The organism is Microbulbifer sp. TYP-18, assembly GCF_040932045.1.
Taxonomy (GTDB): domain Bacteria; phylum Pseudomonadota; class Gammaproteobacteria; order Pseudomonadales; family Cellvibrionaceae; genus Microbulbifer.
Map to the genome: position 1 here is coordinate 98,077 of NZ_JBFRBC010000016.1, position 26,018 is coordinate 124,094.

Below are 26,018 nucleotides of genomic sequence, written 5' to 3' on the forward strand. Positions count from 1 at the left end.
AGCGGCCCCAGTTTGAGTTTCATAATGTCCCTTATGGCTATTGGCGCTGACGTCTAGCGATACAAATTGACCACACCCCGGTATAGGGTGGTTTCCCCGGTTTCCGTTGAGCGCGCCTGGATGGCGAAGGTGTAGGCACCTTCCTCTCCCACCAGCACCGCATTGGGATCGGCCAGGTCGTAGCCGCGCCATTCCACTTCGTGCTGGATGGATTCGCCACTTCCGTCCTCTGTCTGTTGCAGAACGTTATCCACCAGCACAATGGCCGAGGGGTCCTGCGGATCTACGATACCCGGCGGCAGGAGGCTGAAGGTGACGTAGGCATCGTTGCTGATCCGGTAGGCCATACGAGTCAGTTGTTCATAGCTGTGGCTGACCAGATAGGGATCGGATTTAACCTCGATATTGGGCGCGGCCCCCGGGCCGGTGATATCCGGTGCGGCAGCGGCCACATAAATGGCGGTGGGCCTAACCCGCAGGGGCGCCGGATAGAAGACGGAGACTGGTACGTCGATAATATCGCCATTGGGATCTCTGCCGTCCCAGTAGAGCCAGTGCTGACCCTCGGGATAGAAGGCTTCCCTGAAGACATAGAAAGCCGGGCCGCCATCCGGGGTGACCTGCATACTCACCAAGCTCGGACTCGCCACATTTACCGAAATCTTGTAAAAGTCATTGGCATAGGCGTTGTAGCGGCTGGGCACCGCGCCGGAGACACTGCCGGCACCACTGGGATTGGGCGCGTCGTAGACGAAGTCATCGACGCCGTCATTGGCCAGTAGGACCACCCGGTAGAGATCCTCGGGCATCAGCCCACCCTGGTTGTCGCGGCCGTTCCATAGGAAGGGATATTCACCGGCGGCTGGGTGGTTTTCAGTGGCTTGATACACCACCGTATTGTCGGACTCCCGGCGAATCTCCACAGTGACCGTGGCTGCCCGGTTAAGCGTAAACAGACCCTGGGCCGATTCTCCGGCGAGGAGATGGAGTACCTGCGATTGCAGACTCACACCGCTAATGGTGACTGCCGGCAATCCGATCACCGCCTCCAGGTAATTGCTGAAATCCACCTGGGGCGAGGAAGTGGCGGCCGTGTAGATCCTCGCTTCGATGGCGGCCGGATCGGCGCTACCCCACCAGTTGCCGGTGATATCCAGGGTGACGGACTGGGGATCACCAAAGCCGGTAGTGTAGAGATCGTAACTACGGTTGCCGTACAGGTTATTGCCGGTAATCACCGGCATAGGGTTCTCCGCGGAGATACCGTTGCCGATAATATAAACCCCATAGTCGTTCAGGGTGATCTCGTTGCCATCGGCAATCAGCGGATCGCTATTGGCGCGGATATAGATAGCGTGGGTATTGAAGCGGAACAGGGAGTTGCGCACCGTGCCCTGGCCGCCATTGAAGTCGAGGCCGTAGACGGCGTGCTCGATACGGGCATAGTCCAGATCCACAGTGCCACCGGTGACTACTTCGATGCCGTACCAGTCACCGGGCTGGGGTGTTGGCGCGGCGGAGGAAAATGCCACTCGCTGCTCTCCGGCAATACCCCGTGCTACCAGATTGCCGGCAATTTGCAGTTTCAAGTCCGGTGCGGACTTCAGGCTGGCACCGGGTTGCAAAGTCAGCGTTACCCCAGATTCCACAACAGTATTTTGCAACATCCGATGGTCGCCACTGGGGAGGGTCAGATCTTCGCTTATCGAGCCGAGGAGAGTCTGACCGTCGTAGACCGGTTGGCCTCCAGGGGCAGCCAGGTAATTAGCGTAATTTACAAAGGGAGAGCTGCTGTTATTTTTATGGTCATAAATCGTAACAATAATTTTAGCCGGATCAGCACTCCCCCACCAGTTGCCGCTCGCATCCAGTACCGTCAGCGCAGGGTTGCCAAAGCTGCCGGCGTTATAGTTGTGGCTGGTGTTTGCATAAATACTGTTGCCAGTCACCACCGGGGTGGGGTTCTGTGCTTCGTTATTGTTGCCCCTCACATACAGGCCGTAATAGTTGCCGGTAATTTCGTTGTCGCCGCTAATCAGCGGCGCGCTGTTGCGTTGCACAGAGATGCCATAGAAACCGCCGCGAATTTCATTGGCGAGCAATTCCGGCGCTATAGCAGTCTCCGGCGAGGTGGCGATCATCTCGACCGCGGCATGGTTGTTTAGCAGCCGTGTATGCCGGATTGCGCCGTCTCCACCATTAAAATGCACTCCTTTGGAGGCGCAGTGGATCTCGGCGTATTCAATGGTGGCGCTGGCAGCGGCCAACACTTCAATGCCCCGCCAGTCCTGGCGCTGGGTATTCGTACCGTCACAAGCAGCCGCAGTGGGTTTGAAGACAACCGGCGATTCCCCGCTGCCGGCGATCAGTAGGGCTCCCTGTACCTGCAGTTTGGCATTGACCGCGATATTCAGTTGTGTAGCGGGATCAATGGTTAAGGTGGTGCCCTGGGCTATCGTGACATTGCCCTGTATCTGATATTCGCCGGCGCTTAGGGTGGTGTCCGCGGCGATAGGACCGTTCAGAAATTCTCCGCTATACACCGGTTCACCAGCGACGCCATCCAGGTAGCCACTGTAGTTGACTACCGGCGCCGAAGTCGGACTGTCGCTCCAGTCGTAGATCTTGGCGGCAATCTGTGCCGGATTCGTTGTTCCCCACCAGTTATCGGTCGCATCCAGTACCGTCAGCGCAGCGTTGCCAAAGCTGCTGGCGTAATAGTTGTAACCGGTGTTTGCATCAATACTGTTGCCAGTCACCACTGGAACGGGGTTCTGGGCTTGGTTAAAGTAGCCTGTCACATACAGGCCGTAATAGTTGCCGGTAATTTCGTTGCCGCCGCTAATCAGCGGCGCGCTGTTGCGTTGCACAGAGATGCCATAGAAACCGCCGCGAATTTCATTGGCGAGCAATTCCGGCGCTATAGCAGTCTCCGGCGAGGTGGCGATCATCTCGACCGCGGCATGGTTGTTTAGCAGCCGTGTATGCCGGATTGCGCCGTCTCCACCATTAAAATGCACTCCTTTGGAGGCGCAGTGGATCTCGGCGTATTCAATGGTGGCGCTGGCAGCGGCCAACACTTCAATGCCCCGCCAGTCCTGGCGCCAGGTATTAGTACCATCACAAGCTGCTGCAGTGGGTTTGAGGACAACCGGGGAGGCTTCGTCGCCAGCTACGACCAACTCGCCTTGCACTAACAACTTATAGTCTGCGGCTATATCCACACGAGTACCAGGTTGAAGCCACAGAGTTGCACCCTCTGCAATAGTCAGATTACCAATTAGCTGATAAGGGGTGCCATCCCCTGGCGTCCATACCAAAGTTTCTGAAAGTGTGCCACTCCACTCTCTCTGGGTACTGTTGCCATATTCCGTATTGATCGTATTTGAGGCCGGACTTTGCCCGTTTTCATTCTCTGCAATTGCGTAAATGCTATTGGCATTGTCTTCCAGCGGCACCCAGGTAGAGAAAACACCGCTGGCATCGATATCGATACTGCGGGTATAGCGTCCATTTACAAAGAAACTGACGCTGGTTTCAGGCGGCGCCGTGCCTGTTACGGTAGTGGGATTGTCTGAGGTGGTGGCGGGCAAGGGGTCCAGCGATGGAAAATCCGGCGCTTCACTGGTGCCTGTAACCTTCCATATCCCGGAGCCCGCGGCCGTTGGCAGATACCCTATTGTATGGATGGCAGACTGCGCAGTAGTACCGATAATACGCAGCTGGTTGTCGCCCGCTTGCAAAGGGATTCTTAGCGCAAAGTCGCCGGTCTCGTTGCTGAGGGTCTCGGCTACAAGTTCGCCGTTCACTTCGGCCTGCAGGATTTCTCTACTCAGGCTGGCAAGACCAGTCACATAGAGACTGGGTTGGTAGTGCTTTTCGGGCAACGGGTAGAGAACGATGTCTTCAGCGGCGGCGGCTTGAGAAAATATCTGGGCAAAAAACAGCAAAATTATCGCAACAACTTGTCGATTCAGCATCGGCGTAGGTTTTTTACGCTTTTTGAGCCTGCTGTTTATCCCGCCTGCAATCGGATCTTGTACATCCTGTATCTTTTGCCTGGACATGCCGTCTCCTGGATAACCTGGATGATTATCGATTTGTTCAAATTTTCTGCTATGCCTGGTCAATGGATCTCCGCGCAGCCAGTGGGATCTGTTTTCTTGCCCGCAGTGCAAAACTCCACCTGGATAGCGCAATCGCCGTCAGACTGGTGACCATCAGCAGAAATACATAGCGCATGGCGCCATAGCGGGATTCGCTGCCGATGGCAAAGGCGTGCCAAAATACCAGTGCGAACACCGCAAACCAGGCCATATGTACTTTTCGCCACCCCCTTTTGCCGCGGTAGGTCTGCCATCCTGCGAAAATGGCCAGTAACAACAGCCACAGTCCGACCAGGCCGAGGCTTACATGGAGCTGGTAGTAACCCTGGCTGAATTGCGGCAATAGCAGACCCCAGGCGGGGGCGCCGGTGCGCAGACTGACGGCGGTAAAGAAGAGTCCCAGGTGGGCGAGAACAAGGCCGAGCGTGCTCAGTCCGAGGCGGATATGTCCCTTGGTTGTAAGAGAGGGCATGCTGTTTCGCAGCACCGGCGCACCCTTGGCCAGTGCCAACAGGCATTGTACCCAGAAGCAGGAAAAGGCCAGCAGGCCGGTAAGTTTGGAAAACAAATAGGGCAGCTGGCCGGGTGGGAGTTCTCGGGTAAAGTACAGAACAGGGTTGCCGGCGGAGAGGTGCCAGACGGCGATGGGAAAAGCGAAAGCCAGGCCGCATACGAAGGTCAATATGATTGTTTGCTGTCTTGTGGACGGTGTCACTGATGCTTCCTAGTTTTTTCTTGCTGTTTTTTCGGACTGATGTGGCCGATTGTTGTAGCGTCTGCGAGTGGTGACTACGTTTCGCTTACCCACCCTAGAAGTTCACCGCTGGCTCTTATCGTTCAAATTCCCGCCTATAGTGCGCGACTTGCCATCGAGGCAATATGAGTGGACAGCTGTGCCTGCGCCTCCTTATTGCTCAATGCCTTGCTGCCGGCAGTGGGCAGGCCACTGGATACCCAGCCTTTGATACCGTAGGGCTTGAGGATGACAGATTGTTGAATGCCAGCTTGTTTTATGGCCTTTGCCATTTCGAAGCCGCGGAAGTCTTTTACGCAGTAGCTCACCACATAATCCGCGCCTTTCAGGCGCTGGATCGCCTCTGAATCGAGATCGCGCAACGTAATGTTGTGCGCACCGGGAATATGGCCTTCCTCGAACTCTCCTGGCTCGCGCACATCCACAAACTCAACCCGCTTTCCGCGGTACATTTCCGTAAGCAGATGGGAGATGGAAACTTCGGCTATTAAGGAGGCGGAAGCCGGCGATAGCGGGCTGCTACAGTCGATATGCAAATCTTCAAATGCAAGAGAGACGCCCGTCTGGAGGTTGTTGCGCAGGGCCCGGTGAACACTGTCGAAAAAGGTAAGATAACAGTCCGGCGCAACAGCATCGCGCCGATGCCGCAACTGCAGTTCCCGGTAGCCGTGTTCCACTACCGCGGCTTCAGCAGTGTTGTTGTGCGCCCAAAAATTGACCTCTATATCGTGGACTATGTCGGCCAGTTTCTGCAGCGCGGGGTCATCCAGGGAATAGGATTCCAGCGCAACTTCAAAACCCGACCGGTTACCCTGACGGCGAATAGAAGAATCAGGGAGGTCAAAAAGACGGCCTGAAGGGAGGGGTTGCCCCGGCTCAACGATCAGCAACCCGGCTTGCGGCTCGATCCTGCGACTCAATAACCACGCAGTGGCCCACTTGTCCGGTCCCAAGCCATACTCGGTAACGAAGGGTTCTGGATGCTTTGCCTGCTCCGGGGTGCAACCGGCAAAGGTGAGAATTACGAACGCCGCGAATACATGCGGTAATTTCCTTGCTAGTGGCATTCCTTGCCTTTCCTTAATTGCAAAAATTGTTTACTGCAAGATCCGCCACTGGTCTTGACCGGCACTTGCAGCGATAGCTATACCCTTTTTATTTCCACCTGAGGCTTTTATCACAATGGCAGCGGGTTAATCAATCAGAAGGGTATTCAAAAATGTGAACAAAGTCACAAAGCAGATATTCTGTCAAACTCCATCGATAACTGTTTCAGCGCAGCAACGCTCCGCTGATAAATTGAACTGGGGACGGGTTACTCTAGCGTCTGCAGGTGGGCCTTGGTGGGATAGTCTTTTCAGTCGCACCCCCGTACCAGGTTTAACTGAGGTATATCCAAAGCGGGTGCCAGAGGGACAGACTTTCTCAGTAAGCCGAAACCGTGAGCGTGGCTATTGATGAAGATGATACTGGTAGCGAATGAACCTCAACAGACTGAGATGCTCTAGAAGCACGCGAGAGGTGTACTTGAGCCATGGCACTGAACGATAAGCAAAAGGCGTACGTCGCCGAATACCTGATTGATCTAAACGCCACAGAGTCGACAATCCGGGCCAGGTACAGTGGAAAGAATGCGAAATCACAAGGCCAGCGCATGTTGCCAAATGTTGACATTGAAAGCGTCATAGCGGAAGCGCAGCAAGAGCGCTCAGAGCGCGCCCAGATCGGTGCTGACTATGTGTGCAGGCTGCATCCAGGCCATAGGTGTATTTCGGGCACACGAGAAGTTTGCGACAGAACCAAAGGAGGGCCCGAAGGCCCCCCAGATGGGTGCTGTTACTCTAAACGAGTCAGACTTTCGCCAGTATTATAGTAGCCCCATTGGAAGGTTACAGCGCTGGGTTTGCTCCAGTCGCCCGTCATATCTAGGAAGGATTTGGTTTTTATGTTGCCGCTCGGAAACACCGCTGTAACCTCAACGGATTGGAGGAGCCTTTGCGTATCGTGGCTAGGGTATTGGTGCCGATTAAACCCGGTAATATTGAGCTGGTAATAAACGTGCTTGGCCACAGAGAAATGCGTGGTGTATCCGTTATAGTGCACTCGTTCTAAAAAGACAGAATCTGCGGGACATTCATCCCCCGAGTAAAGGCTTGCTGGTATTAGATCGGTGTCTTCCAGGGTAACTCGAAATTTTGTAGGGCTAACGGGGTCTGTGTACTTAGCGTGCACCCATACACCCACCGAAGAAGAACCCCGAGCTTTAACCCGCATCCTACTAGCGTGGATGCTACTGTCTTCTTCATAATCTAAAAGGCCGGCTACTGATAGCTCGCATTTTGAGTCTACATTGTGGAGGAAATCCTCGGCCTCCAGTCTGACGCTCCACAAGTTCATATCCTCAAAAGATGACGAAGTAGCAGAAGAAATAGAGCCAAGGGAAACGGCAACCGCGAAAGCTAAACTTAATACTGATTTCATAATTTAAAAATCCCTATATAAATTTATTATTCCCAATAAAATTGTTACTTCTCTTAACGGTTTCCATTTTGGTAATCGGTATATCTCCTCCTTCTATATGGTAGTGTTTAGAATTTTGTGTCATTTCTTTATCATTAGCAAAAAGGAGATAACCTACAGCCAAACCATAGCTTCGATATGGATGCAGTTGTCAAGGCGCTGCGTGAGGGCAAAGATGGCATCGTGACGCCTCTGATCAAACAGCATATTGAAGTAGCCATGAGTGCGGAGCTGTAGGAGCACCTCGCGGGCGAGGACAAACCCAATCGCAAAAATAGCCGTGCATCCAAGACAATGAAAACTCCCGACGGGCAGCTTCGAACTACAAACACCGGGGGATCGCGCTGGAACCTGCGAGCCACAGATCGTCAGGAAGCATCAAGCCCAGCTTATCGACGAGTTGGAGCGCACGATTATCGCCCTGGGCAACCGCTATCAGGACATTCGCACGCAACGCCCGCCGCAAAGGCAAGCAGCTTATTGCGAACCCATAGCGTGAAGCAAGCTTATGTGTCGGTGCTTGTTATTAGTTGCGTAAATTCGCATCAGCAACGCCTGAAGTAATTAATGTGTAGATGGAACCACCCAACAGAAATAGTGTTGGGATCATTGTATGCGAAATAAGTCCAACTTTTGAAGTTTCTTTCAATTTTTTAATGCCGCTACTTGTGTAAATTAGTGCCAAGAAGATCCCTGCAGCGCCAATTGCCAAATGAGTTTGATATCCTGGTTTTAGCAGATTGTTGAAAAAGGCATCCCGCCTGTTTCAAAACACGAAAAGCGAAAAATTTGATTTTCATTTTTCTCCCAAAATCAACGACGTAAGCGTCGCCGATTTTGTCGGAATATCTATATTCCGGTATCAGGCGTCGAAATTTTTCGAATTTCAATAGCCTGCTAAGGGTTGTCTACACTAAGTCTGATAAAATTTGCGTATGGAGATACCAAAATCGCAGTTTAAAATCATCGAACACTTACTTCCAGTTCAACGAGGCAACATAAAAATACCTAATATACAGGTCATCAATGCCCTCTTGTATGTGGCCGAACACGGCTGCAAGTGGCAAAGTCTTTCTGATTGGCTCGGCAAGTGGTATAGCATTTACATGCAAGCCTATCAATGGGCCAAGAAAGGTGTTTTGGACCATATTTTTGGTGTCCTGCAGGATGCGGATGTCATCAACATTCTGGTTGACACTATTTGTCTGGTTAGCACTGCGATAAAAGTGTATCCAGATGACACAGGGGCGTTAAAAAACGGCTCACTAACCGTGGGAAATCAAGAGCTGGATGGGCAGCTAAAATTCATATGGTAGCTGCTGATGATAGAACGGCTGTAACCTTTGTATTCTCAGCCGGCCAGTGCAGAGATGTACCAGAAGGTCGGAGTCTCTTGAAAGCGTTGGAAAACTGTGGCTGGAAAGGTATCAGACTCCTGATGGACAAAGTCTATGACGGCGATGAAACACGCCAATTGGCATTGGACTTGGTACGATTCCTGTTGTTCCTCCTAAGGTCAATCGCATCACTCCGTGGGAGTATGATCGCGAATTCTACAAAAAGCGAAACGAGGTAGAGCGCCTCTTTAGACGATTGAAAGGGCCCCGAAGAATCTTTAGTCGCTTTGACAAGTTGGGCATAGTATTCAGGTTTGTTATCAACTTTTCACTCATCTACTTCGTCAAAGTCGCTTGGGGGGAGGTCAAGGAAAATCCTGACCCCTCCTAGTATTGGTTTTCAAGATTTGATCCTTATGCTTCCCTTTTTATATTGTTCAACAATCGTATAGGGCAGGACCACAGTATCTGTTATCGTACATGCGGCTATATCCAATACGTAGAAGCCAAGAGCCCAGTCAAAGTGTGGATTTCCGGGATTTGAATTTAATTTGCAGAGATTGTATGAAATTCCGCCATAGGCCCGTGATGTCTCCTCACATTGGGTTTTTTGACGTTTCAGATTACTTGCAATTTTGTTATCCGGTCTGGATAGGGAGGTAAAAGTTCCACAGCCGGAAACAACCAATGCAAAAACAAAAATATAGAGTTTGTTCGCTTTTTATTCTCCAGTTCTAGCAAAGCTACTGGCGGTGGGATTAGAGTGCTTGGTCGAGGGCTAGGTTCCAAAGGAGCTGCATTTATTGCTTTTGTAAATTAGTTTGCGGACTTATATGCTTTCCCTGAAATGCGCCCATGGTACTGCGGGGTGTTATTGTTGTCGAGGCTCCAAAGCCGATAACACCTGTTTGACCACCGGGCTCTGTTTTATCCGGTTGGCGCTTTTGGAAGGTGCATTTTAGTTTTTATGGCTGACTGGCGTGCTTTAAAGAGCTTCTGTGTCATCGGCAAGCCGAGCTGGGCCAAACGGTGGGGCTCATGTTCAGCGCTATTCTATAAGGTGGGGACTATTCCAGTGTATTCGGTTATGAGTCCCGTTTCGAAATGATGGATAATGCTGATCCATCACTTGAGATAGGTTATGGACTGCTTATGATTGAGTTCGGCAATTGCCTTGCCAAATACCGGTATGCAGCCGGCAGGGGGAGAGTTTCATTGACTCACTCATTTACGCCTTCGGTTTTGGCAGCCACTTAAAACTACACGGTCGGGATAACTATGTTATGATGGCCGGGCTGAATTCGCTTCAGCAGCGTCATCTGTAGGCCGGCAAGCCGCTGGCACCCTCCCTGGAATTCTTTCCCAAGTATCCCCGGAAACCCTACTGAATGCCGCACCGGCCACTGGCTGCTGTCAGATTGGCCAATCGACGGCGCTGCGGACCCCGAGGTTCGCAATCTCCGATTTTTGTTTGCCTCACACTTGTGAGGTGAAGCCCATTTGTCAATTGCGTCGCTGGCGCAATTAGAGGTTATTTATGTTGTTTGAAGATCTGGGCCTGGCCCAGGAATTGGCTCGAGCAGTCGCGGAGCAGGGCTACGATCAGCCCACCCCAATTCAGGCGCAGGCGATTCCCGCCGTTATGAAAGGCGGCGATATCATGGCCGCGGCGCAGACGGGTACGGGTAAGACGGCCGGCTTTACGTTGCCGCTGCTACACCGCCTGTCCAAGGGGGCTGCGGCACGCAACAACCAGGTGCGTGCGCTGGTTCTGACCCCCACCCGCGAACTGGCCGCGCAGGTATTCGATAATGTGCAAAGCTACAGCAAGTACCTGCCCCTTCGCCATTCGGTAGTGTTCGGGGGAGTGAAAATCAACCCTCAGATGATGCGCCTGCGCGGCGGTGCAGACATTCTGGTGGCGACACCGGGGCGTCTGCTGGATCTGTATAACCAACGCGCTATCCGCTTCGATAAGATGGAAGCACTGGTGCTGGATGAGGCGGACCGCATGCTGGATATGGGTTTTATCCACGATATCAAGCGAATCCTGAAGCTGTTGCCTGCTAAGCGTCAGAACCTGCTGTTTTCGGCCACTTTTTCACCGGAGATACGCCAGCTGGCAAAAGGACTGGTGAAAGATCCACTGGAAATCGATGTGAGCCCGCGCAATACCACTACCCAGACGGTGAAGCAGAAGCTGCACCCGGTGGATAAGGCCCGCAAGCCGGCGCTGCTCAGCCACTTGATCCGTGAGAATAACTGGCAGCAGGCGCTGGTTTTCAGCCGCACCAAGCACGGCGCCAACCGCCTGGTGAAACAGTTGGGTGCGGATAATGTCCGCGCGGCGGCCATCCATGGCAACAAGAGTCAGAATCAGCGCACCAAGGCACTGGCAGATTTCAAAAGCGGCAAGGTGCAAATCCTGGTGGCAACGGATATCGCCGCACGGGGTATCGATATCGATCAATTGCCTCAGGTAGTGAATTTTGATCTGCCAAATGTGCCCGAGGACTATGTGCATCGGATCGGTCGTACTGGTCGCGCCGGTGCCAGCGGTCGTGCCGTGTCTCTGGTGAGTGCGGATGAAATCAAGCAGCTGCGCGATATCGAGCGCCTGATTCAGAAGCCAATCTCCCGGGAGGAAGTCGAGGGCTTCGAACCGGATCACCTGTTGCCGGCGTCCGGCAGGTCTGGGCGCGGCGGTAACCAGGGACAGCGTGCGGCACAGGGCCGAGGCCGTGGCAGTGCTGGAGGTCAGGGCAATGGACAGAGCAGGGGCCAGGGCCGGGGACGCAGCAAGCAGGTACCGTCAGGGGGTTCTCCGCGGCCCCAACGAAGCCGTCGAACCGAGCGTGGCAGGTCTGCCTAACTCCGCCCGGTGCGGCAGCCTGGAGTCGGTAATAAAGTGCCGGAGCTGAGGGCGACCATAGCCAGACATTAACCCGGCAACCAGATAATTTGCCGGGTTAATGTAGTTATTGGAAACAAAAGATTCATGCGGGTCACTATCCCTAAAGGGGAGCATGACTGGTGAGCCGCTCGTCGGGTTCAGATGGGCCAATATCGGTCACCAATTTGGCAGGCTGCTGAAAACGTCTGTGTCAGTAGTCTCCTGTCACGTGCGGGGTTTTTCGGCTCGTAAAAAGGACCTGTGGTTAATTGGTCGCGGGTTCTCCCGGTCGTCGCGAACTAGCAGGCTGTTGAAATTCGCAGAATTTCGACAGCCTGGTACCGGAATATGGATGTTCCGGCAAAATCGACGACGCCTAAGTCGTTGATTTTGGAAGAAAAGTGAAAATCACATTTTTCGCTTTTCGTGTTTTGAAACAGGCAGGATGCCTTTTTCAACAACCTGCTAGGGCATTAAGGGTTAACAGGGTGGCCTATTGTAGTTGTTACTTCAAAATGGTGACCGATTCCGGGCTGGGAGCCAAATAAAGGCCGGAGGCCGCATAGACCGCGTGTTTGGCACTCATTGAAAATGCAGGGAGCAGAAATGGTACAATGCCCTGAATTTTATCTTCACCGCAACCCGACGATAGCCTATGAATTTGCCTCTACTCGGCCGCCTTGGGGCGGTATTGTCCACTTTGTGCATTGCTACTACAGCTTTGGCTGCAGACCCTCTAAATGTGACTGGAGACAGCTTCCGTCAACTGAATGAGCTCCTGCCGACACCCAACGCTTACCGTACCGCTTCCGGTGCGCCGGGCCACGCCTACTGGCAGCAACAGGCGGACTATGACATCAAGGTTTCTCTCGATGACGATAAACAGCTGATTACCGCTTCGGAGACCATTACCTATACCAATAATTCGCCGGACACTCTGCGTTATCTATGGCTGCAGCTGGATCAAAACCGCTTCAAGCCGAACTCCGCCGGGAATCTGGCAGCGTCTGTGGACCTGGAGTCCATAGCTCCGGACACTGTGCCGTTCGGCAGTTTTCGTCGTGCAGTGGTGTCCAATGAGTTTCCCGGCGGGTATCAAATCACCAAGGTGGCGGACAGCAGGGGTCGGGATCTCCCGCACACCATTGTCGATACCGGTATGCGGATCGATCTGCCGCAGCCACTGGCTCCAGGGGGCAGTATCAGCTTCCAGGTTGCCTGGGCATACAATGTGATTGAACAAAAGGCACTGGGCGGTCGCTCCGGGTATGAGTATTTTGAGCGGGATGATAACTACCTGTACGAAATCGCCCAGTGGTTCCCACGTATGGCCGTTTACAATGATGTGAGCGGCTGGCAGAACAAGCAGTTTCTGGGCCGAGGCGAATTCGCGCTGGAATTCGGTAACTATCGCGTGGCTATCGATGTGCCGGCCGACCATGTAGTCGCTGCCACCGGGGTATTGCAAAATCCGCGTGAGGTGCTGACCCGGACGCAGCGCGAGCGATTGCAACAGGCGCGCACAGCACCCAAGCCGGTGATGATTGTTACCAAGGAGGAGGCGCTGGCGAACGAAAAGCGCCGCTCGCGGGAGCGCAAAACCTGGATTTTCGCGGCGGAAAATGTCCGGGACTTTTCCTGGGCCTCTTCTCGCAAGTTCCTGTGGGATGCGCAGGGCTACAAGAAGGGCGCTACTGACACCATGGCCATGTCTTTCTACCCAGAGGAGGGCACGCCTCTGTGGGACAAATATTCCACCGAAGCGATCATCCATACTATTGATGTCTACAACCGCTACAGCTTTGATTATCCCTATCCGGTATCTATTTCCGTCAATGGGCCGGTAGGCGGGATGGAATATCCCATGATTACCTTCAATGGCCCGCGCCCGGAAATCGATGAAGAGGACCGCAGCAAGCGGACTTATTCGCGCCGCACCAAGTACGGGTTGATTTCGGTGATCATTCACGAGGTGGGTCACAATTACTACCCGATGATCGTGAATTCCGATGAGCGGCAGTGGACCTGGATGGACGAGGGGCTCAATACCTTCGTACAGTTCCTGGCCGAACAGGAGTGGGAGGAGAAATATCCCTCGCGTCGCGGTGACGCACGCAAGATCGTCGAATATATGCAGAGCGAGAACCAGGTTCCGATCATGACTAATTCGGAATCCATTCTTCAGTTCGGTAACAATGCCTACGGCAAGCCGGCGACGGCCCTGAACATACTGCGCGAATCGGTGATGGGTCGCGCGCTGTTCGACTTTGCATTTCGCGAGTATGCACAGCGCTGGAAATTCAAACGCCCGATGCCGGCAGATTTTTTCCGCACCATGGAGGATGCCTCCGGTATGGACCTGGATTGGTTCTGGCGCGGTTGGTTCTACACCACTAACAATGTGGATATCAGTCTCGACCAAGTGCGCCATTACACTGTGGGCACCAAGAATCCGGATCTGGAGGGACCGTGGAAGCGGGAGCAGCACAAGCGCGAGCCGGAGACAGTGACTGCCATTGAGAACCGCGTACGCAAACTGCCGCGTATTGTGGATGCGAAACCGGAGCTGGCGGACTTCTACAACAGGCACGACGAATTTGACGTGTCCAACGCCGATCGCAACAGCTACCAGACTATGTTGGACGGGTTGGAAGATTGGGAAAAGGATCTGCTGGCGGTCGAGAGCAATGTCTATGTGCTGGATTTCAGCAATATTGGCGGCTTGGTTATGCCGTTGTTTCTGCGCCTGGAATACGAGGATGGAAGTGTTGAGAACCTGCGTATTCCCGCTGAAATCTGGGCGCGCAACGCGAAGAAAACTTCCAAGATGCTAGTGCGTGACAAGAGCCGGATGCTCAAGTCCGTAGTGTTGGACCCGCATTGGGAAACTGCGGACGTGGACATGGAAAACAACTACTATCCGCGCCGCATCATCAAGTCGCGGTTGGAATTGTTCAAGGATGAGCAGAAGCGTAACCTGATGAAGGATTGGGAGGCCGAATTGAAGGAGGCGGGCTGATCCCGTGCCGGTATCCCTTCGGTCGCAGGCTTTTTGTGATCGAAGGGAGATCTCTCTAATCTATACCTCAAAGCGTGACAAAATCCGAATTCGCTTGGTGCCCAGCTATGAGAATCCCGTTTTTTTGCTTCGCCGCTGCCCTGCTGCTGATGTTATCCGCGCAGGTGGAGGCGCATCGCTATCATTTCGGTCTGACAGAGCTGTATGTCAATGCGCGAACCCAATCGTTAGAGATTTCCCATCGGTTTTTTGTGGCGGATTTGGAGCGAGCGCTTGCGCTCAGCGCCGGCACCGAGTTTAAGAATGCGCAACGCCAGATGGAAGATTATGTGAACCAGCGCTTTCAGATACGTGGCGAGAATGGTGTACTACTGGTTCCGAAGTGGGTGGGCATGGAGGCGGATGTGCATGATGTGTGGATATACCAGGAGGTTCCACTGGCAAATATCGGTGGCGACAAGCTGGAGGTGCATCAATCCATGCTGATGGAGATAGAGGGAGACCAGGTCAATACGCTGAATATAAAGCGTAATGGGAAAACGGAAAGTTTTACTCTGAAGCCCGGAGCGAGTCGGGTGACGGTGTCTTTGCGATAGAGTCGTTTAAGCGGCATTGCAATAGATAGTGGGGTTTCTCCGCCCTCGCAATCTGATGTCCCATACATTAAGGCTCCCCGGGTCGTAAATCCGGCGTGTGACTGTTTGCTTTGCCGCGGGGGTTGGATTTGTGCTGCAACCCGGGCTGGGAAAGGACGGGGTAGGTTTTCTTAGCAAGCTGATAGCGGCTCGAAGGTCTGCGTGCGCAGAGTGCCGGTTTGGATGTCACAACAATCCGGTAGCGATTTGAATCTCCGGAGCCCGACATCCGTCAGTGGGTGAGCGGATGCTCATACTGTCCCATTCGCTGTATCTGGCTCCCGGTGAGATTAACCTGGGGAGCCAAGTCGGGGTTTTGCTTTGTTCGCCCAAAAAAAGGAGCTTGCAACGCCACTGGCCGCTCGTAGAGTTTTCGTGTCGAGGCTGGCAGGCCGGTGTTCGATAGCCGAATCTGGCGCCTAATCATCTCTATCACCTGCCGCTGGATATTGCCGCGCTGAACAGTGAAGTCTCCCGGCATATAATGGGCACTGGGTTGCCGAAGGGTACCGTGAAAATAAATGCCAGAAGTGGCTTGACTCGTCCCGGCAGCACCCATAGAATGCGCATCCTCTCGAGCGGTTGGAACAACCCACCGCAGGCAGCGAAAGCCACCAGATTTCGATGCCAGAGTTGATGCGGGGTGGAGCAGCCTGGTAGCTCGTCGGGCTCATAACCCGAAGGTCGTAGGTTCAAATCCTGCCCCCGCTACCAAATTGCTTCCAGATGCGGATCATCTGGATGCGCGGTTGAAGCCCCTGTTAGGGGCTTTTTCGTATCTGCACGAAGCGCGGCAGGCGAAATATGAATTATCCGAATGGGCCGGAAGTGGGCGCCGCGGTTTGACATTCGGACCGTGGGGTCGGCTTCTTCGCCCATTTTTTGTTTTTGCGGTTCCCTCGGGCACTTGGCCAGCGGCGTCCGCGGATGGTGCAGACCGGTGCTTGCACCGGCCAGTTGAGGTGACAGAAATGGCGGGCAAGCGCGAGCAGTTGGAGGAGCTTCTGGCACCGGTGGTGGCATCGCTGGGGTGTGAACTGTGGGGTATCGACTATCAGACCCACGGGCGCAACGCACTGCTGCGCATCTATATTGATGCGGACCGGGGGATCGCCGTGGAGGACTGTGAGAAGGTCAGCCGCCAGGCGAGCGCCGTACTGGATGTGGAAGATCCCATTAGCGGCAGGTACACCCTGGAAGTTTCCTCGCCCGGACTCGACCGTCCGCTGTACCGGCTGGAGCACTACCAGCGCTTTGTGGGCTCCCGGATCGAAGTGCGCCTGCGGATGCCCCTGGAGGGGCGGCGCAAATGGCAGGGCCTGCTCGCCGGGGTTGAGGGCGAGGAAGTGGTCCTGCGCATCGACGATGAAAGTGAGTACCTGCTGCCGATAGACAGTATCGAGCGGGCCAACATCATTCCTCAGTTTGACTGACTGCCGCTCGCGGGCGGATAGAAAGAGCTTTAAGTGGCGTTTTTTAAAGAGGCAGCTGCATGAACAAAGAGATCTTGCTGGTAGCCGAGGCGGTTTCCAACGAGAAGGGCGTGGACCAGGAAATTATTTTCCAGGCCATTGAGGCCGCATTGGCGACGGCCACCAAGAAGCGCTACGACGAGGATTCCACCATTGAGGTCATCATCGACCGCAAAACCGGTGATTACGAAACTTTCCGCAGCTGGGAAGTGGTGGATGATGATACCCTGGCGGAGCTCGGCACCCAGTTCACGCTGGAGGAAGCCCACGAAAAAGACCCCCAGCTGAAGGCTGGCGATACCTACCGCGAACAGGTTGAAAATGTGGAGTTCGGCCGTATCGCCGCGCAGACCGCAAAGCAGGTCATAGTGCAGAAGGTGCGCGAGGCCGAACGCGCCAAGGTGGTGGAAGAGTACCGGGACCGTGTCGGCGAATTGGTGAGCGGTACCGTGAAGAAGGTCACGCGCGATTTTATCGCGGTGGACCTGGGCAACAATGCCGAGGCGCGCCTGCCACGGGACCAGTTGGTGGGACGCGAAATCTTCCGCCTGGGGGACCGGGTGCGCGCTATCCTGCTGGAGATCCAGCCGGAAGCCCGCGGACCACAGCTGATGCTCAGCCGTTCCTGCCGGGAAATGCTGGTGGAGCTGTTCCGTATCGAAGTGCCGGAAATTGCCGAACAGGTTATCGAAATCAAGGGCGCAGCGCGGGATCCGGGCCTGCGCGCCAAGATCGCCATCACCACCAATGACGGTCGTATCGATCCGGTGGGGGCCTGTGTGGGTATGCGTGGCGCACGCGTTCAGGCGGTTTCCAACGAGCTGTCCGGCGAGCGGGTGGACATAGTACTGTGGGACGAGAACCCGGCTCAGTTTGTGATCAACGCCATGGCGCCGGCCGATATCGAGTCCATAGTCGTGGATGAGGATGCGGGTTCCATGGACGTTGCCGTCGCTGAGGAAAACCTCGCTATGGCGATTGGGCGCAGTGGCCAGAATGTGCGTCTGGCCTCCGATCTGACCCAGTGGCAGATCAACGTGATGAGCATCGAAGAGTGGCAGACCAAGCAGGAAGCCGAGTCCGGTGGCATCATGGAGACTTTCATGGCGCGCCTGGATATCGACGACGATGTGGCCGCCGTACTGGTGGAGGAGGGCTTCACCACACTGGAAGAGGTGGCCTATGTGCCGCTGGAGGAAATGCTGTCCATCGAGGGATTCGACGAGGAGATTGCGGAGGAGCTGCGCGCGAGGGCCAAGGATGCGTTGCTGACCCAGGCACTGGCTTCCGAAGAGCAGTTGGATGCGCTGGAACCGCAGGAAGACCTGCTCGGCCTGGAAGGTATGGATCGACAGCTGGCTTTCCAGCTGGCCAGCCGAGGTATCGCCAGCATGGAGGATCTGGCTGAACAGGCAGTGGATGACCTGCTCGATATCGAAGGTTTGGATCCGGAGCGCGCCGCCGCGCTGATTATGAAGGCACGTGAACCCTGGTTTGCGGGCGACAGCGACGAACAGGCATAAGCGGGCGGGTGAACGAATAATAGAATCCCCTCCGAGCAGCGAATTTTAGGAGAGAGAATGGCCGAAGTAACAGTTAGTGAACTCGCCAAATCGGTTGGTGCCACCGAGGATCGTCTGCTCAAGCAGATGCGAGATGCGGGTTTGCCTCAAACCACTGCGGATGCGGTGGTTTCGGATGAGGAAAAACAGGTCCTGCTCAACTTCCTGAAAAGCAGTCACGGAGAGCAGAGTGTCGCACCGCGCAAGATCACTCTGAAGCGTAAGACCACCACTACGCTGAAAACCGGCTCTGGAACGGGGCGCAGGACCGTAAACGTGGAAGTGCGCAAGAAGCGCACCTACGTCAAACGCCCGCAGGAAGAGGCGGCCACCGAAACAGTTGCAGAGCCGGCGCAGGCAGAGCTGGACCGGGCTCTGGAAGAGCAGTCGGCGATGGAGCAGGCCCGCGCCGAGCGGGTGCAGGCGGAAGCCGAGCGCGCCCAGCGGGAATCCGAGCAGCAGGCCGCACAGGAAGCCGCGCAAGCGGAGCAGCAGAAGTTAGAGGCCGCGGCTGTGGAGGAAGAGGCGGTGGCCACTGAGCCCGCCAGCGGCGCAGCCGAGCCACAGCCCTCTGCTGCAGCGACCCGCTCCTCCTATACAGATGACGTCGAAGCCATACGTATCGCTGCGATGGAGAGACGCAAACTCCAGGCCCAAGAGGAAGCCAAGGTGCTGGAGGAGAAGAAGGTGCGGGTCGAGGCCGACCGGCGCGCAGAGCTGGAAAGGCAGCAGAAAGCCAAGACCGAGACGGTCAAGCCGGCACTGCGGCGCAAGCTCGAAGCTGAAGCCGCTGAAGCGGGGACGGAAGCGGACGAAGGGGTGCGCAAGCGCCGCGGTCGCCGCGGAACCAAGAGCGGCCCGAAAAAATCCAGTAAGACGGCACTCTACGAGGAGGCGCTGGAGGTTTTCTCGGATGAGGAAGGCGGTGCGGGCGGTCGCCGCTCTCTACAGCGTCCGACACTGAAGGTAAAGAACACACACGGCTTCAAGAAACCGACGGGAAAACAGGTGTATCAAGTCCAGTTAGGCGAAACCATCACCGTAGGTGACCTGGCCAAGCAGTTGAATATGAAGGCCGGCGAGCTGATCAAGCATTTGATGAAGATGGGCGAGATGGTCACCATCAATCAGAGCCTCGATCGCGATACCGCCTCCCTGGTGGTAGAGGAGCTGGGCCACAAAGTGGTGTTGCGCTCTGAAACGGCGCTGGAAGACGAACTGGTGGCGCAGGTCGAGCAGGCCGAGGGCCGCAAGGTTGTCCGCGCGCCGGTGGTCACAGTCATGGGCCATGTGGACCACGGCAAGACCTCGCTACTGGATTATATCCGCAAGACCAAGGTTGCCTCCGGCGAAGCCGGCGGTATCACCCAGCACATCGGTGCCTATCGGGTGAAGACCAGCCAGGGGGAGATTGCCTTCCTGGATACCCCGGGGCACGCGGCGTTTACCGCCATGCGGGCCCGCGGCGCCCAGGCCACTGATGTTGTGATTCTGGTGGTGGCTGCCGACGACGGGGTAATGCCGCAGACCGAGGAAGCGATTCAGCATGCCAAAGCCGCCGGTGTACCCCTGGTGGTGGCGATCAACAAGTGCGACAAGGAGGGCGCCGACCCGGACCGGGTGAAAAATGAGCTTGCGGCCAAGGAAGTGATTCCCGAGGACTGGGGCGGCGATACACAGTTTATCGAAGTCTCCGCCCACACCGGCCAGGGCATTGACGATCTGCTGGAGGCGGTCTCCCTGCAGGCGGAACTGCTGGAACTGCAGGCCGAGGTGGATGTGCCCGCCCGCGGTGTGGTGATTGAGTCGCGCCTGGAAAAAGGACGTGGTGTGGTGGCGACGCTGCTGGTTCAGAACGGCGAGCTGAAACGCGGTGATATCGTGCTGGCGGGCCAGAGCTATGGCCGCGTGCGCGCCATGACCAACGAGTTGGGGAAGAGTGTCAAAGAGGCCGGCCCCTCCACGCCGGTGGAACTGCTGGGCCTGGATTCCACGCCCAATGCCGGCGATGACTTCATGGTGGCGGCGGACGAGCGCAAGGCCCGCGAAGTGGCCGAGCAGCGCGCCGACAAGGAGCGCCGCGAGCGTATGCAGAGGCAGCAGGCGGCCAAACTGGAAAATATGTTCGCCGACATGGCCGCCGGTGAGCGCAAGGTTCTGCCGGTGGTGATCAAGGCCGATGTGCGGGGTTCCCTGGAAGCCATCCTGTCCGCGCTGGCGGATATCGGCAACGAGGAGGTATCGGTCAATGTGGTGTCCAGCGGCGTCGGCGGCATCGCAGAGAACGACGTCAACCTGGCCCTCACCTCCGGCGCTATCATCATCGGCTTCAATACCCGTGCCGATGTTGCAGCGCGCAGGCTGGCCGAGGCCGAGAGTGTTGAAATCAGATACTACAGTGTGATCTACAGCCTGCTGGATGAAGTGAAGCAGGCTCTGTCGGGCATGTTGGAGCCGGAGGTGCGGGAGGATATCGTCGGCATCGCCGAAGTCCGCGACGTATTCCGGTCACCCAAGTTTGGCGCCATCGCCGGTTGCATGGTGATCGAGGGCACCGTCTACCGCAACAAGCCGATCCGTGTCCTGCGCGACAATGTGGTGATCTACCAGGGCGAACTGGAGTCCCTGCGCCGCTTCAAGGACGACGTGCAGGAGGTGCGGAACGGAATGGAGTGCGGTATCGGGGTGAAGGATTACAACGATGTCAAATCCGGAGACCAGATCGAGGTCTACGATATCGTCAAGGTGGCGCGCGAGCTTTAATCTCGAGCCAGACCCCGCCAGGGCCCGGCCCTGGCGGCAAGCAGCCATTGGAAATAGGTAACAGATGGCAAGAGAATTCCACCGCGCGGAGCGGGTCGCCGATGCCATGCGCCGGGAGCTGTCGCTGCTGATTCAGCGGGAAGTGCGCGATCCGCGCCTCGGCATGGTCAATATCAATGACGTGGAGGTCAGTCGCGACCTCACTTCGGCCAAAGTGTTTGTCACGCTGGTCGGCGAGGATGACGCGGCGGCGATTAAGACCTCCATGGAAGTGCTCAACAAGGCTGCGGGCTTCCTGCGCAGCCAACTGGCGCGGGAAATCCAGATGCGAACCATCCCCCGCCTGCAGTTCCGCTACGACGAGACATCGGTGCGAGGCCAGAAATTGTCGGCGCTGATCGACAAGGCGGTGCAGCGGGATCACTCCCTGGATACAGACAAAGACGACGGCGACAAGCAGTAGTTATGGGCCGCAGACCAAAATGGGGCCGACCGGTAGACGGGGTACTATTGCTCGACAAGCCGGCCGGTATCACCGCCAATGACGCCCTGCAACAGGCCAAGCGATTGTTTTTCGCCAACCGGGCCGGTCACACCGGAGCGCTGGACCCCCTGGCGACAGGGCTGTTGCCCATTTGCTTTGGCGAGGCGACCAAGTTTTCCCAGTATCTGCTGGACGCGGATAAACGCTATCGCAGCAGCTTTCGTTTTGGCATGACCACCGCCAGCGGTGACGCCGACGGCGACGTCATTGCCACTGCCGACGCCTCCGCCGTGACGGAAGCCGCTGTGCGAACCGCCATGGCGCAGTTTCAAGGCCGTATCGAGCAGGTACCCTCCATGTACTCGGCGCTCAAGCATCAGGGGCAGCCGCTGTACCGGTTGGCGCGCCAGGGGCTCGAGGTGGAGCGTGAGGCCCGGCCGGTGGAAATTTTCCAGTTTGAGCTGCTGGGATTCAGCGGCGGAAGCCGGCCCTGTGCCGAGGTGGAGGTGCACTGTTCCAAGGGCACCTATATCCGCAGTCTGGCGGAGGACCTGGGGCGGGCGCTGGGTGTCGGTGCCTATGTGGAGCAATTGCACCGGAGCGCTGCCGGTCCCTTCGATGAATCCGGCAGTGTGACGCTGGAGGAACTGGCGCAGGAGCGGGGCCAGGGCCGGGCGGAACTGCTGGACCATCACCTGTTGCCGGTGGATGCACCCGCCGCCGGGCTGCCGAAACTGACCCTGCCGGACAATGCCGGTTACTATGTGCGTCAGGGACAGCCGGTAATGGATCTGCGGGTCTATCGTATTGGCACGGAAGGTGATATGGTGCGCCTCTTCCTGGAAAGTGGTGATTTTCTGGGCATCGGGGAAATTACCGACGACGGGTGTGTGGCACCCCGGCGTCTGGTGAAAAGCGGTGACTGACCGACCCGTCGGCAGTCCCCTATCGCAGGCGGCCAAAGAGTGCGCCGCCAGCCGGCAAAGGCCGGTACTGGTCCGCTGGAGGAGGCAGTTTGTGCCGTCTCCGGCTGGCGGGGATTGAAAACGGCCAGGATGGCGATTTCGATCATTTGACGTTAGCTGGCCTGTAAATATGCGCGGGCCAGCCGAATATCCACCGCATATTGCAACGAGGTATTTCGTTATGGCACTGACTGCATCTGAAAAAGCAGCCATCCTTCAGGAACACGGCCAGTCTGAAAGTGATACCGGTTCTCCGGAAGTCCAGGTAGCGCTGCTGACCGCCAACATCAACAAGCTGCAGGGGCACTTCTCTGCGCACAAGCAGGATCACCACTCCCGTCGTGGTCTGATCCGCATGGTAAACCAGCGTCGCAAGCTGCTGGACTACCTGAAGAAAAAGGATCTTAACCGTTACGCACAGCTGATTGCCAAACTCGGCCTGCGTCGCTAAGACTCCTGAATGCCCGCCTCCTGGCGGGCATTCTTTTAATTGCCGGTTGCAATTCCACCCAGGTGGCGGCGCAACCGGTGTTTCGTTATGCCGACGGCGTTATCGATGCACTCGGCATAGCGGCCCGCGCTTCACCACATGCACTTAACAGGACGGTGAAGCTGCGGGGCGGGCTCTGCCCGCATTGCAAGTAGGGGTTGCTGGAATGGGCCAGTAACCGTAGGAAACAGGAAAAAACTAGTGAATCCAGTAAGCAAGACATTTCAGTACGGACAACAGCAGGTCACCATTGAAACCGGCCGCGTCGCCCGCCAGGCCACCGGTGCCGCATTGGTCACCATTGGCGAAACCGTGGTGTTGTGCACCGTTGTCGGTGCCAAAGAGGCCAGGCCTGACCAGGGCTTTTTCCCACTGTCCGTGCACTATCAGGAAAAGGCCTACGCGGCCGGCAAGATACCCGGCGGCTTCTTTAAGCGTGAAGGCCGCCCATCTGAAAAAGAAACCCTCACCTCCCGCTTGATCGACCGCCCGATTCGCCCGCTGTTCCCCAACGGCTTTATGAACGAAGTACAGGTGATGATCACTGTTCTGTCCGCAGAAAAGGATGTGGATCCGGATATTGCCGGAATGATAGGAACTTCCGCAGCATTGTCAGTATCCGGTATCCCCTTTGCGGGCCCCATCGGCGCTGCGCGTGTGGGGTACACCCAGCAAGAGGGTTACCTGCTAAACCCGAGCTATAGCGCTCTGAAAACTTCTGAGCTGGACATGGTGGTTGCGGGTACCAGGGACGCGGTACTGATGGTGGAGTCTGAGGCTAAGGAACTGCCGGAAGATATCATGTTGGGTGCGGTGCTGTATGCGCACCAGGAGATGCAGGCCATTATCCAGGTCTGTGAAGAGCTCAAGGCTGAAGCTGGAAAGCCCCAGTGGGACTGGCAGCCAGAAGCGGAAAACACTGAACTCAAAACCGCTCTGGAAGGGCAGTTTGGCGACAAAGTAGCCGAGGCCTACCGCATTACCGATAAGCAGCAGCGCACTACCCGTCTAGCCGAACTGCGCAATGAAGCGGTAGAAGCTCTGGGCTCTGAGGAAGTCGATGCAGGCGATGTAAAGAATTACTTCGGCAAGCTGGAAAAGAAAATCGTTCGTGGTGCAGTAGTGCGCGGCGAGCCGCGTATTGACGGTCGCGATACCAAGACAGTACGCCCGATCAGCGTAGAAGTTGGCGTGCTGCCAAAAGGCCATGGGTCTGCACTGTTCACCCGCGGTGAAACCCAGGCCCTGGTGGTTGCCACCCTCGGTGCTACCCGCGATGCGCAGATCATCGATGCCCTGGAAGGGGAGCGCAAAGACTACTTTATGCTGCACTACAACTTCCCGCCCTATTCAGTGGGGGAAGCGGGTCGAGTGGGCGCCACTGGCCGCCGCGAAATCGGTCACGGCCGCCTGGCGCGGCGCGGTATTGCTGCAGTGCTGCCGGATCCGGAGAGCTTCCCCTACACGGTGAGGGTGGTTTCCGAAATCACCGAATCCAACGGTTCCAGTTCTATGGCTTCGGTATGTGGTTCCAGCCTGGCACTGATGGACGCCGGTGTGCCCCTGAAGGCGCCGGTGGCCGGTATCGCCATGGGTCTGGTGAAGGAAGACCATGGTCACGCAGTTCTGACCGACATCCTCGGCGACGAGGACCACCTGGGGGACATGGACTTTAAGGTGGCGGGGACCGCCTCCGGTGTAACCGCGTTGCAGATGGATATCAAGATCGAGGGGATCACCGAGGAGATCATGGAAACTGCCCTGGAGCAGGCCTTGCAGGCGCGTCTGCATATCCTTGCTGAAATGAACAAGGTGATCGACTCTTCCCGCTCCAGTGTGAACGAGAATGCACCCCGTTACGCGACCCTGAAGATCCACCCGGACAAGATCCGCGATGTGATTGGCAAGGGCGGCGCCACTATCCGTTCCATCACCGAAGAGACCGGTGCCTCCATCGATATCGAGGATGATGGCACCGTCAAGGTGTTTGGTGAGGACGGGGAGAGTTTGGAAGCGGCGGTCACCCGTATCGAGGAAATCACCGCGGAAGCCGAGATTGGCGCCATCTATGAGGGAACAGTGGTGCGTATCGTGGACTTCGGTGCCTTTGTCAACTTTCTTCCCGGCAAGGACGGGCTGGTGCATATCTCCCAGATTGCCGAGGAGCGCGTTAACGCGGTAACCGACTATCTGAGCGAAGGCCAAAAAGTGTTCGTCAAGGTACTGGACGTCGATCAGCGCGGCCGTATCAAGCTCTCCATCAAGGAGGCCAAGGCAGAGCAAGCCGACCAGGCGGAGGCATCGGAGCAGCCCTCAGGCGAAGCCTGACAGCCCCCGGCCTAATCAGCCAGAAGAACCCCGGCCAGGTCCGGGGTTTTTTGTGCCCAGTAATTAGGGCTATCTCAGTTAGTGTGGACAGGCCCTAGTGAAGCTGAAAAAGCCTTCCCTGGCTGTCCGCAAACCCTCCACCGCAAATCAAGCCGTTAATGCTTGATTTGGACACAGAACATCCCTGTCGGGATAAGACGCTGTTGAAGGCTAGTTTCCAGCAGCCTGGTAAATTGGCTCGACGAGAAAATTTTCATCGCAAATGTTAACCGGCAACCTATTTAGTTGTCGGGTTGCTAGCACAGATTTCAGCCCAGAGCGCTGGAATTTTTGGAATAGATTATGCGTCAAGCGTTGTAAGCCTCTCCTTTCTTTTCTTTTGAATAGTATAAAAAACAAACAAGCGTAATGGTCGCGAATTCCCAGTCAATTTTATTCTGTATAAATATCGATCGATTTTGCGGCCCAAATGAGAACCTGTTCATATTCCTGGTCGATTCTTTGCAGACCAAAACTGTCTAATTGAACAAAAATTCTGCTTTCGCAGCTTTTTTTAATTTTTTCATCGATTAAAGCTCGCGAATAAAAAATCTTTGAAGCACAATAGGTGCATGGAATAATATATTCCACCCAGGGAGATGTGGGTACATAAAGTATTTGGCTTGAGCACTGGGGGTCTCTCGGCCCCGG

General features: G+C 55.8%; 16 protein-coding genes, 1 tRNA gene and 2 pseudogenes. 14 read left to right on the forward strand and 5 right to left on the reverse strand.

What is annotated here, in order from left to right; translation table 11 throughout:
- Nucleotides 1-53: 53 nt before the first annotated feature.
- From ABVT36_RS13280 to ABVT36_RS13290, 3 genes are all read right to left on the reverse strand, one after another.
- Nucleotides 54-4,067 carry a FlgD immunoglobulin-like domain containing protein gene (locus ABVT36_RS13280; protein ID WP_368457000.1) on the reverse strand — a complete coding sequence of 1,338 codons (4,014 nt, stop codon included), beginning with the start codon at nt 4,065-4,067 and terminating at the stop codon, nt 54-56.
- A gap of 49 nt (nt 4,068-4,116) precedes the next feature.
- Nucleotides 4,117-4,821, reverse strand: a complete 705-nt coding sequence (locus tag ABVT36_RS13285) for a hypothetical protein (protein ID WP_368457001.1) — start codon at nt 4,819-4,821, stop codon at nt 4,117-4,119.
- 134 nt (nt 4,822-4,955) lie between these two features.
- The gene (locus ABVT36_RS13290; protein ID WP_368457002.1) at nt 4,956-5,927 is read right to left on the reverse strand and encodes a chromate resistance protein ChrB domain-containing protein; all 972 of its coding nucleotides are present in this window, start codon (nt 5,925-5,927) and stop codon (nt 4,956-4,958) included.
- Nucleotides 5,928-6,394: 467 nt separating this feature from the next.
- Here ABVT36_RS13290 and ABVT36_RS13295 point away from each other — a divergent pair, with 467 nt between their 5' ends.
- A complete protein-coding gene (locus ABVT36_RS13295; RefSeq protein WP_368457003.1) occupies nt 6,395-6,733 on the forward strand; it encodes a terminase small subunit in 339 nt (112 codons plus the stop codon).
- On the opposite strand, the gene ABVT36_RS13300 is transcribed toward ABVT36_RS13295, so the two are convergent.
- Nucleotides 6,697-7,341: a hypothetical protein gene (locus ABVT36_RS13300; protein WP_368457004.1), complete on the reverse strand. Its 645-nt coding sequence runs from the start codon at nt 7,339-7,341 to the stop codon at nt 6,697-6,699. The genes ABVT36_RS13295 and ABVT36_RS13300 overlap by 37 nt on opposite strands.
- Nucleotides 7,342-7,518: 177 nt before the next feature.
- Here ABVT36_RS13300 and ABVT36_RS13305 point away from each other — a divergent pair.
- Together ABVT36_RS13305 and ABVT36_RS13310 are read left to right on the forward strand one after the other, a co-directional pair.
- Nucleotides 7,519-7,828: pseudogene (locus tag ABVT36_RS13305) on the forward strand (transposase); the annotation flags it as partial.
- A gap of 487 nt (nt 7,829-8,315) precedes the next feature.
- Nucleotides 8,316-9,108: pseudogene (locus tag ABVT36_RS13310) on the forward strand (IS5 family transposase).
- A gap of 9 nt (nt 9,109-9,117) precedes the next feature.
- Here the strand turns inward: ABVT36_RS13310 and ABVT36_RS13315 are convergent.
- Complete coding sequence (locus ABVT36_RS13315; RefSeq protein ID WP_368457005.1) at nt 9,118-9,405, reverse strand: YceK/YidQ family lipoprotein; 288 nt, start codon at nt 9,403-9,405, stop codon at nt 9,118-9,120.
- Nucleotides 9,406-10,254: 849 nt separating this feature from the next.
- On the opposite strand from ABVT36_RS13315, the gene ABVT36_RS13320 reads away from it, so the two are divergent.
- The 11 genes from ABVT36_RS13320 (at nt 10,255) to pnp (ending at nt 25,328) form a co-directional block, all read left to right on the forward strand.
- Nucleotides 10,255-11,589: a DEAD/DEAH box helicase gene (locus ABVT36_RS13320; RefSeq protein WP_368457006.1), complete on the forward strand. Its 1,335-nt coding sequence runs from the start codon at nt 10,255-10,257 to the stop codon at nt 11,587-11,589.
- A gap of 763 nt (nt 11,590-12,352) precedes the next feature.
- Nucleotides 12,353-14,629 carry a M1 family metallopeptidase gene (locus ABVT36_RS13325; RefSeq protein WP_368457007.1) on the forward strand — a complete coding sequence of 759 codons (2,277 nt, stop codon included), beginning with the start codon at nt 12,353-12,355 and terminating at the stop codon, nt 14,627-14,629.
- A gap of 107 nt (nt 14,630-14,736) precedes the next feature.
- The gene (locus tag ABVT36_RS13330) at nt 14,737-15,225 is read left to right on the forward strand and encodes a DUF6702 family protein (protein WP_368457008.1); all 489 of its coding nucleotides are present in this window, start codon (nt 14,737-14,739) and stop codon (nt 15,223-15,225) included.
- Nucleotides 15,226-15,901: 676 nt separating this feature from the next.
- Nucleotides 15,902-15,978, forward strand: a tRNA-Met gene (locus ABVT36_RS13335).
- A gap of 257 nt (nt 15,979-16,235) precedes the next feature.
- Nucleotides 16,236-16,697 (forward strand): ribosome maturation factor RimP, encoded by a 462-nt coding sequence (gene rimP, locus ABVT36_RS13340; RefSeq protein WP_368457009.1) that lies wholly within the window; start codon nt 16,236-16,238, stop codon nt 16,695-16,697.
- Between the two features lie 59 nt (nt 16,698-16,756).
- On the forward strand, nt 16,757-18,259 hold the full coding sequence (nusA, locus tag ABVT36_RS13345) for a transcription termination factor NusA (RefSeq protein ID WP_367150690.1): 1,503 nt from the start codon (nt 16,757-16,759) through the stop codon (nt 18,257-18,259).
- A 57-nt stretch (nt 18,260-18,316) separates the two neighbouring features.
- Complete coding sequence (gene infB, locus ABVT36_RS13350; protein ID WP_368457010.1) at nt 18,317-21,061, forward strand: translation initiation factor IF-2; 2,745 nt, start codon at nt 18,317-18,319, stop codon at nt 21,059-21,061.
- 64 nt (nt 21,062-21,125) lie between these two features.
- Complete coding sequence (gene rbfA / locus ABVT36_RS13355; RefSeq protein WP_367150688.1) at nt 21,126-21,524, forward strand: 30S ribosome-binding factor RbfA; 399 nt, start codon at nt 21,126-21,128, stop codon at nt 21,522-21,524.
- A gap of 2 nt (nt 21,525-21,526) precedes the next feature.
- Nucleotides 21,527-22,471 carry a tRNA pseudouridine(55) synthase TruB gene (gene truB, locus ABVT36_RS13360; protein ID WP_368457011.1) on the forward strand — a complete coding sequence of 315 codons (945 nt, stop codon included), beginning with the start codon at nt 21,527-21,529 and terminating at the stop codon, nt 22,469-22,471.
- A 220-nt stretch (nt 22,472-22,691) separates the two neighbouring features.
- A complete protein-coding gene (gene rpsO / locus ABVT36_RS13365; RefSeq protein ID WP_367150686.1) occupies nt 22,692-22,961 on the forward strand; it encodes a 30S ribosomal protein S15 in 270 nt (89 codons plus the stop codon).
- A 240-nt stretch (nt 22,962-23,201) separates the two neighbouring features.
- Entirely contained in the window at nt 23,202-25,328 is a 2,127-nt protein-coding gene (pnp, locus tag ABVT36_RS13370) for a polyribonucleotide nucleotidyltransferase (RefSeq protein WP_367150684.1), read from the forward strand.
- Nucleotides 25,329-26,018 lie beyond the last annotated feature (690 nt).

Excerpts from the sequence above, each read along its gene's own strand:
- rbfA (WP_367150688.1), top strand. The coding sequence starts at position 21,126 with ATGGCAAGAGAATTCCACCGCGCGGAGCGGGTCGCCGATGCCATGCGC.
- truB (WP_368457011.1), top strand. The coding sequence starts at position 21,527 with ATGGGCCGCAGACCAAAATGGGGCCGACCGGTAGACGGGGTACTATTG.
- ABVT36_RS13330 (WP_368457008.1), top strand. The coding sequence starts at position 14,737 with ATGAGAATCCCGTTTTTTTGCTTCGCCGCTGCCCTGCTGCTGATGTTA.
- ABVT36_RS13320 (WP_368457006.1), top strand. The coding sequence starts at position 10,255 with ATGTTGTTTGAAGATCTGGGCCTGGCCCAGGAATTGGCTCGAGCAGTC.
- ABVT36_RS13300 (WP_368457004.1), bottom strand. The coding sequence starts at position 7,341 with ATGAAATCAGTATTAAGTTTAGCTTTCGCGGTTGCCGTTTCCCTTGGC.
- nusA (WP_367150690.1), top strand. The coding sequence starts at position 16,757 with ATGAACAAAGAGATCTTGCTGGTAGCCGAGGCGGTTTCCAACGAGAAG.
- rpsO (WP_367150686.1), top strand. The coding sequence starts at position 22,692 with ATGGCACTGACTGCATCTGAAAAAGCAGCCATCCTTCAGGAACACGGC.
- ABVT36_RS13295 (WP_368457003.1), top strand. The coding sequence starts at position 6,395 with ATGGCACTGAACGATAAGCAAAAGGCGTACGTCGCCGAATACCTGATT.
- infB (WP_368457010.1), top strand. The coding sequence starts at position 18,317 with ATGGCCGAAGTAACAGTTAGTGAACTCGCCAAATCGGTTGGTGCCACC.
- ABVT36_RS13290 (WP_368457002.1), bottom strand. The coding sequence starts at position 5,927 with ATGCCACTAGCAAGGAAATTACCGCATGTATTCGCGGCGTTCGTAATT.
- rimP (WP_368457009.1), top strand. The coding sequence starts at position 16,236 with ATGGCGGGCAAGCGCGAGCAGTTGGAGGAGCTTCTGGCACCGGTGGTG.
- ABVT36_RS13280 (WP_368457000.1), bottom strand. The coding sequence starts at position 4,067 with ATGTCCAGGCAAAAGATACAGGATGTACAAGATCCGATTGCAGGCGGG.